The sequence below is a fragment of the Thermosulfurimonas dismutans genome (assembly GCF_001652585.1).
GTDB classification, from domain to species: Bacteria; Desulfobacterota; Thermodesulfobacteria; order Thermodesulfobacteriales; family Thermodesulfobacteriaceae; genus Thermosulfurimonas; species Thermosulfurimonas dismutans.
Genome location: NZ_LWLG01000026.1, coordinates 1 through 6,888 on the forward strand (window position 1 = coordinate 1; position 6,888 = coordinate 6,888).

Annotated in this window: 14 protein-coding genes and 1 pseudogene; 12 read left to right on the forward strand and 3 right to left on the reverse strand. The window is 47.5% G+C overall.

Annotated features, from left to right (window positions below; genetic code table 11):
* Positions 1-211 precede the first annotated feature (211 nt).
* From TDIS_RS11105 to TDIS_RS10395, 4 genes are read left to right on the forward strand one after another with little or no spacing between them, the layout of a single operon-like run.
* A complete protein-coding gene (locus TDIS_RS11105) occupies positions 212-544 on the forward strand; it encodes a hypothetical protein (protein ID WP_153303838.1) in 333 nt (110 codons plus the stop codon).
* A gap of 26 nt (positions 545-570) precedes the next feature.
* A complete protein-coding gene (locus TDIS_RS10385; RefSeq protein WP_153303839.1) occupies positions 571-762 on the forward strand; it encodes a hypothetical protein in 192 nt (63 codons plus the stop codon).
* 47 nt (positions 763-809) lie between these two features.
* Entirely contained in the window at positions 810-998 is a 189-nt protein-coding gene (locus TDIS_RS10390) for a hypothetical protein (protein ID WP_153303840.1), read from the forward strand.
* The gene (locus TDIS_RS10395) at positions 962-1,417 is read left to right on the forward strand and encodes a Fic family protein (protein WP_084271083.1); all 456 of its coding nucleotides are present in this window, start codon (positions 962-964) and stop codon (positions 1,415-1,417) included. Before TDIS_RS10390 ends, TDIS_RS10395 begins: the two co-directional genes overlap by 37 nt.
* 2 nt (positions 1,418-1,419) lie before the next feature.
* On the opposite strand, the gene TDIS_RS10400 is transcribed toward TDIS_RS10395, so the two are convergent.
* Positions 1,420-1,599 (reverse strand): ribbon-helix-helix domain-containing protein, encoded by a 180-nt coding sequence (locus TDIS_RS10400; RefSeq protein WP_068671824.1) that lies wholly within the window; start codon positions 1,597-1,599, stop codon positions 1,420-1,422.
* A 123-nt stretch (positions 1,600-1,722) separates the two neighbouring features.
* Between TDIS_RS10400 and TDIS_RS10405 the strand changes: the two genes are divergently transcribed.
* The 6 genes from TDIS_RS10405 to TDIS_RS10435 all read left to right on the forward strand — a co-directional run bounded on the left by TDIS_RS10405 (position 1,723) and on the right by TDIS_RS10435 (position 4,903).
* Positions 1,723-2,079 carry a hypothetical protein gene (locus TDIS_RS10405; protein ID WP_068671825.1) on the forward strand — a complete coding sequence of 119 codons (357 nt, stop codon included), beginning with the start codon at positions 1,723-1,725 and terminating at the stop codon, positions 2,077-2,079.
* Between the two features lie 119 nt (positions 2,080-2,198).
* Positions 2,199-2,513 carry a DUF1153 domain-containing protein gene (locus tag TDIS_RS10410; RefSeq protein ID WP_068671826.1) on the forward strand — a complete coding sequence of 105 codons (315 nt, stop codon included), beginning with the start codon at positions 2,199-2,201 and terminating at the stop codon, positions 2,511-2,513.
* Between the two features lie 5 nt (positions 2,514-2,518).
* Positions 2,519-3,328 (forward strand): IS3 family transposase, encoded by an 810-nt coding sequence (locus TDIS_RS10415; RefSeq protein ID WP_208595710.1) that lies wholly within the window; start codon positions 2,519-2,521, stop codon positions 3,326-3,328.
* Positions 3,329-3,350: 22 nt separating this feature from the next.
* Entirely contained in the window at positions 3,351-3,818 is a 468-nt protein-coding gene (locus TDIS_RS10925; RefSeq protein WP_084271085.1) for a restriction endonuclease, read from the forward strand.
* A 529-nt stretch (positions 3,819-4,347) separates the two neighbouring features.
* A complete protein-coding gene (locus TDIS_RS10430) occupies positions 4,348-4,593 on the forward strand; it encodes a DUF4160 domain-containing protein (protein WP_068671830.1) in 246 nt (81 codons plus the stop codon).
* Positions 4,565-4,903 carry a DUF2442 domain-containing protein gene (locus tag TDIS_RS10435; protein ID WP_068671831.1) on the forward strand — a complete coding sequence of 113 codons (339 nt, stop codon included), beginning with the start codon at positions 4,565-4,567 and terminating at the stop codon, positions 4,901-4,903. The genes TDIS_RS10430 and TDIS_RS10435 overlap by 29 nt, the downstream gene beginning before the upstream one ends.
* Before the next feature lie 279 nt (positions 4,904-5,182).
* Here the strand turns inward: TDIS_RS10435 and TDIS_RS11595 are convergent.
* A pseudogene (locus TDIS_RS11595) lies at positions 5,183-5,329 on the reverse strand (ISH6 family transposase); the annotation flags it as partial.
* A gap of 39 nt (positions 5,330-5,368) precedes the next feature.
* Here TDIS_RS11595 and TDIS_RS10440 point away from each other — a divergent pair.
* Entirely contained in the window at positions 5,369-5,533 is a 165-nt protein-coding gene (locus TDIS_RS10440; RefSeq protein ID WP_153303841.1) for a hypothetical protein, read from the forward strand.
* Positions 5,534-5,680: 147 nt separating this feature from the next.
* Here TDIS_RS10440 and TDIS_RS10445 read toward each other — a convergent pair whose 3' ends face one another.
* Entirely contained in the window at positions 5,681-6,583 is a 903-nt protein-coding gene (locus tag TDIS_RS10445) for a transposase (protein WP_068671833.1), read from the reverse strand.
* A gap of 110 nt (positions 6,584-6,693) precedes the next feature.
* Here TDIS_RS10445 and TDIS_RS10450 point away from each other — a divergent pair.
* The coding region (locus TDIS_RS10450; protein WP_068671834.1) for a DUF2283 domain-containing protein at positions 6,694-6,888 on the forward strand (195 nt) is incomplete at its 3' end.

Consider the following 6,888-nt stretch of genomic DNA (forward strand, 5'->3'; position numbering starts at 1 on the left):
ATTGGTGGCATAGTAGGGGGGATAAGTTTCGAGCCTACCTATAAGGAATGGAAACACAATAAAGTGGTCGTGAACATATTTCCAAATTACGGTTTCGAGCCTACCTATAAGGAATGGAAACCTTTCTCAGGTCTTCTTCTGTCTTTATAGTTTCAAGGTTTCGAGCCTACCTATAAGGAATGAAAACGGGAAGGGGAACCTGATTGAGCGGGTGGAGATCGAGTGGACACAACGGGCTGCCGAATTCCGGCAAGGGCTTATTGCCCTGGAGTTTAAGCTAGCCAAACAATTGGCAGGCCGGAGGCTCACCTTGGAGCAGGTTCGGGAGATCTTGCGGAAAGAAATCTTTGAGATCCTGCGGTCCTATGCCCGGAAAGGGGCCTATACGCCCAAGGTGGATGAGAGGTGGAGCCTGGAGGAGTTTGAGGCTCCCTACTTCAAGTTTTTGCAGGCTCTGGAGAAAACGAACTGTCCTTTGAGCAAGATCAAAGTAAAGCTTGAGTGTCCTTCTCAGAACCGGAGAGCCAAAAAGGGCGAAAAATAGGTTCTATTTGTGGCAAAATGGAAACTATGGACCTTCTCATGGGCTGGAAGGAGATAGCCAGGATTTTAAGGGTTTCGGAGAGGACGCTTAAGGATAATTGGGAGCGGTGGGGCTTACCCATCAAGTTTTTGCCCACCAAGCGAGGATATAAGAAGCCGGTCACGACGCTTTCAGCGCTTAAGAGGTGGCTGGAGGAGCCAGGGCCTAGCGGTTCTTGAAATATCGAAGCCTTGACGGGACTCCCTCGGTTCGGGAAAATGGAAACATGAAGATGTTAACCAGGGAAGAGCTAAACCAGGTCATGGCCTACTATTTTAAGGCCTCCTTTACAACTAGAAATGAAGAGGCCGATAAAGAGGAGTGGTCCCGTATACTTCAAGAGGTAGAGGCCACCGAGGAAGAGCTTTCCACCCCTGAATGGCAAGAGGCCCTGAAATACCTAGCCGAGCACTAAGAAACTGTCTTTCCCCCAGGACACTAGTCCTCCTTAACTGGAAGTCAATCCAAAAAGAGGGCGGTTCTTTTGGTGTTCTCAAGCCCGAGCTCTTAGTGAATCTGGCAGAGCTCGTGGAGCAAACCGCCCATTATATGGCCCAAGAGGGAAGATCCCTCGATTTTATAGAAAGGGTTTCGTTGGCGGTCTACCTTCTGGTCAAAGGGCATCCTTTTCAGGACGGGAACAAGCGGACGGCTTTAAGGATGCTGATTAACTGTCTTCGGTTGGCTGAGCTAAAATATACCGGAAGGCCCATAGATCTGGCCTATAGCATCGAGGCAATTGCAAAAAGCGATCCGAGTGAAAAAGAAAAGCTCTTTTTAGAGTTTGCAGGTTTTTTAAAGAGACATCTCCAAAGACGAGACAAAGTAGCCTAGCCCTATTCCTCTCCCTGGCCCTCTTCAGGAACCGAACGGCCATACTTCCGCAAGAGATCCCGCATGGCCTCCTCGAGGAGGTCATTGAGACGACGGTTCTGCTCCACGGCCAGGTGCTTAAGCTCCTTCAAGAGGTCTTGATCTAAGGGGGTGGCAAACATTTTCCTATTTCTTTTGCCCATAACAGCCTCCCACTTATAGATTACCCTATCTTGAACTTTTTAACAAGCAAACTTGCATACTTGACATAGAGGGAATCTTGAATATGCTAGCAAGCAAGCAAGCAAGCTCAAAGGAGGTGCCCTATGAGAGAAGAGCTTACAAGACACCTTGAAGACTTCGACATCAAGCCCCGTGAGCTTATAGACGTGGCCGTGGCCCTGGACTTCCTGGCCGACGTGGCCCGGTTAGCTGAAGAGGCTAGAGAAGCGGACCCGAAGGATCGGGAGGGCCTTGCCTTCCTAGCCCGAAAAGTCCAGGACGGTTTCTCCACGATCCTGGACGTGCTCAAGACTCACACTATGTGGATGTCCGAAGACCTGGGCCACGCCAAGTACAAGCTTGAGAAGACCGTCAATGACCTTCTGGCCCAGACTAAGACCCAGAAGCCCGGGCCCGAGGAGGAAGAGGACATCAACGACGGGTGCGGGTGCGAGGACTAAAGTCAAAAAGGCCGGGAAGGTAACTTTGCCTCCTCGGCCCCAAACCACCATCCCGGCGCCTCCTTGTGTAGTGACCCCCTCCAGGACTGCACAGGGTATAATGCGGGAAGGAGGGGAAAATGAGCTCACCAGAACCAGAGGTCAAACGTTGGACAGCTAAGCGCAAGACCCAGGTAGTTTTAGACATTCTAAAGGGCAAGACCACCGTAGCTGAGGTTGCAAGGCGTTACGATCTCAAGCCCAGTGAAATTGAGGGCTGGGTAGAGGAAGGTATTCGTAGCATGGAAAATGGCTTACGAGCTCGTCCTAGAGACCTTCGTGAACAATATGAAGCTAAACTCAGGGAAGCGTATGCAGCCCTAGGAGAAGCTCAGCTGGAGATCAAAGCCCTAAAAAAGTTGCAAAGCCTGCTCGACTTGGACGAGACGTCATAAAGTCGGTGCAGGCAGAACTAGCAGCTGAAGGTTACAAGGTGTCTTTGAGTAAGCTTTGTCGGTGGCTGGGGGTTGCCAGGGGGACGCTTTATTATCGACCCAAGGGACGCAAGAGACCACTTGACGAGGATAAAGTGGCCAAGGTGAGAGAAGTGATAGAGAGGTTTCCGAGCTATGGATATCGGCGGATAGCAGCGGTATTGGGCTGGAACCGGAAGGTGGTGCAGAGGATCTGTCAGAGGAAGGGTTGGCAGGTGAGGAGGAGACCGAAGGGTAGTCGGCCGCGGGCCAGAGGTCGCATTTCGGTAGCCACTAGGCCCAATGAGAGATGGGCCACGGATTTGACGATGGTTTGGTGTGGCCGGGACCGATGGTGCACCTTAGCGGTGGTCATTGACTGTGCCACGCGGGAGGTCCTTGGCTGGCGATTAGCCAAGCGAGGAAATGCGGTAACAGCAGAGGCAGCTTTGGAAGAGGCTCTAATATCTCGGTTTGGATGTTTAGGGCGGATACCTGGGGAATTAATGCTCAGGAGTGATAACGGCTTGGTGTTTACCTCTAAGAGGTACACGGCCACGGTAAGGGCTTACGGTCTGAGGCAGGAATTTATAACGCCGTATAGTCCGGAGCAGAATGGAGTAGTAGAGAGATTTATCAGGACGCTGAAGGAAGAATGCATTTGGCAGCACAGATTTGGGAGTTTAAGTGAAGCAAGGGAGGTGATAGGGAACTGGATGAGATATTACAACATGGAGAGGCCGCATCAGGCCTTGGGGTATCAGGCACCGTCGGATATGCTAGCAATAGCAGCTTGAGTCGTGCAAAAACCAGGGGGTTATTACAGAATCCTTAAAAGAACTTTTCGAAGAATGTGGATATGAAGTAAATTTAACTCCTACGACAGGAGATTATGGAGCTGACTTAGTCTTAAAAAATGGCGATTCAAAAATCGTAGTGCAAGCAAAAGGGGGAGAATCACCTATAGGAATAAGAGCTATTCAAGAAATATATACAGCCAAAGACCTTTATGAAGCTCAGGAAGCATGGGTTATCACAAATTCATATTTTACAAAATCAGCAGAAGAAGCAGCTCGAAAACTAAATGTAAAACTTTTTAATAAACTTCATTTAATGCGGATAATTAACCAAGTTTCTGGCTATAATGCAATTTTAAAAATAAAAAAAGAGCTTTATCTAGTTGAGGAAACTCTTGAAAAATTGAGAACTAGAGAGCAAGAGCTTTTAAAAGAAAAGAAGGCGCTAGAAGAAAGACTTTCAGAAATAGAAAAAAAGATTAAAAACTAAACACTTCAAAGATCTCTGGTGAGAGATAGAGCGGAGGCAGAAAAATCCTTTTGGCTGATAAAATTTTTTGCTTTTTAGGCCCTGGTAAATCCTTAACCTAGTCTCGCAGACTTGAAGTAAGAAGGGCCACTCGGTGTCACAGGTTTTGAGTTCCCAGGCAAGCTCCTCCACGGAAAGACACTCCTGGACCTCAAGCTCTTGGAGCCACTAGGCAGAAAGCCAGTTAGAAGAAGCTGATGATTTTGGTGTCCTTATCTAAAGCATTTTTACCGAGGATGTTTCTTTCGTTAAACCATAGACCAGAAAGAAAACGAGTATACAAAATTCTCAAAAGCTTTCTCTCCGAGGTGGGGAATAGGTGGGGAAAACCGTTTTCTCTCGAAGAGGCGATTTTCTGAAATCCTTGAAATTCGTGGCTCCCCGGTCGAAACGCTCCGCAAAAATTTTTGGCCTACCTCATAACAGCTCTTTACCTTCGGCAAGACCGTAAGTGGCAGGAAATTAAACGAAGAGTTATCTTTTCTTCACGATGCCCACAGCTAAGAGGATAGGTCCGTACCGCTTATTCTTCGTTTCGTCCGATTTCCACGAACCACCTCATGTTCATGTGCAACGGGAGAAGATGGTGGCCAAGTTTTGGTTAGACCCGGTGGCCTTGGCTAAAAATCGAGGCTTTTCTATGGTAGAATTAAATAGAATTGCCCGGATAGTAGAAGAAAATCAGACCGAGCTATTGGAGAAGTGGTATGAATTTTTCGGAAATCCCCAGAGCTAAAAAAATAGAAATTAAGGACGACCGTCTCATAGTGGAACTGGTGGACGGACGAATCCTAATAGTGCCTCTGGTCTGGTATCCCCGTTTATGGCACGCTACACCAGAAGAACGCAAGCAGTTTGAACTTCTTGCCGACGGAGAAATAATCCATTGGCCTCTGATAGACGAAGACCTGAGCGTGGAAGGCTTGCTTGCAGGACGCAGATCCGGAGAGTCGCCGGAGTCCTTCTCTAAGTGGCGCAAGAGTCGATCCGGCCGAGAGACTTCGGACCAAAAGATGGAACCAGACACTTTAATCGGAAGCGGGTAAAAAACTTTTTACGCGCAGCCTCCGTCCAGTCTCCTTCTTTAGCCTGATCCAGAGCCACCGGCTTGGCGTAGTTCTTTAAAAAAACCGGCCATGTCCTCCACCGGCTCGATTATCACCTTCCGATCCCGAAGAACGAGCTTAAGAACCCCAGAGCCGAGAGCCTCTCCTCATTTCTTTGGAAAGAGCAATCTGTCCCTTCTTGGATATCTTGACCGTTTTGATTAGCATAGCTTTACTTCTTGGTTAAAAGGATTCTTGTTTTTATTGTTAGGCCTTGTATCAAAGTGGCGTGATAGGCCACCTCCAGTGGTATTTCACCTCTAAGGCCACGAGTTTAGGACGAAGCCTCGCACCCAGCAGCCTCTCCTCAAAGGCCTCCCAGCTCTCCACCCCGAAAATCCTCCTTGCCATCGCCCGAAATAAGGCCTATAAGCCCGGTGGTATTCAATTTTGAAAGAGGAAGGCTTGAGGCTTTTCGATTCTCTTCTCAAGGAGTTCCCCCAGGACTCCACCTTTGTGAATCTGATTGCGAAGAAAAAAGAACACTATCTGGCCTTTTTGAAGTATCCGGAGGAGGTGAGACCGCTGTTTTCTTCGACCAATCTGGCCGAGGGGATCAACCGGAAATAGAAGTATCTATCCCGGGTCTTCAAGGCCGCCTGCAAAAAGGCGGACGTCGAGGGGATAAACCTCTACCAGGCCGTGAGGCACAGCTTCGCCATGCAACTCTTACAGCTCGGCTTCACCTACGAACAGGTAGGCGCCGCCCTGGGACACTCAAGCCCAACCAGAGAGTGTTCGAAAATAGTTTTTAAGGAGCAACGAGATATAGAGGAGGGTAGCCAGGAGGTACATATTATAGAGCACAAAAGCGGCCAGTCCTCTCTTCTGGGCTATTTCTTCCTTTCTTACCCTAAAATGCGAGCCTATTTTCAGTTTTACCGTACCAAACAAACTTTCAATCAGATATCTATTTCGGCCCCATTTCTCCCAGAAAATTCTGGAATCTTTCCGCAGAGGATGTTTTACCTTCTGCCTGAAGGTTTCTTTTACTCTTATGGCCGGTTTTAATCCAAGCTCTACAAGTTTTTCCATGACCTTGAGACTGTCATAGCATTTATCTGCTATAAAACATTCGGCTTTAAAAGTGACCGGATCAATTTCTGTCAGAGCTTCCAGGAGAAGTTTTACCTCGCTGGCATAGGGACCTCCGGTTTCAGCGGTAATGACGATTCTTTTTCCGGATGAAGTTACTCCGATTATGGGGACCACTCTTATATGGGCTTTTACTTTTCTGATTTCTGAGCCTCTTAAGAATTTTAAAGGATAGAGGTCATGATAACTAAAACCGGTGCCATCAGAGATAAAGAAAAAGAGGTGATGTTCTTTTGCTAGAAGTTTTCGGGCCAATTCTTGGAGAAGGATTTTCAGGGATTGTTTAGGGAATTTTGAGACTCGGTAGTGGTAGGTAGAAAGGGCGGGTCTTCGTCCCAATATATCGAAGGCCTCTTCTAGGGCTTCTCGGTAGGATAGATTTTTTAGGGTTTGGTAGAGGAAGATAGAGATAATGAAGGCATCGGAATAAGTTTTTGGGCGACCTCGAAAGGCCAGGGGCTTTTCATTTATTATGGCTCGGGTTATTTTGAAGATGGTCTTGAGACGCAGTTTGCTTCTTCTCATGTTGGGGGAGTTAATTCTAGGCTCCCCCAACGTCAATATCTAGTTTTTTCGAACACCCTCCTGAAACGGCTTGACAGATCGTTCACAAATTTAAATTTGAAAAATAGCAAATGAAAATTGTCAGATCGAAAGCCAGGGGTACCGATAAGGCTATGAACTTGCCCAAGATTCAGGCCGATTATGACCGAGAAGCAGATGTGCTCTATCTTAATTTTGAGTCTGGTAAAGAGGCTACCGATTCTGAATACCTCGAAGAGGGAATAATTGTAAGATACGCTAACGATAAGATAATCGGTATAACCATC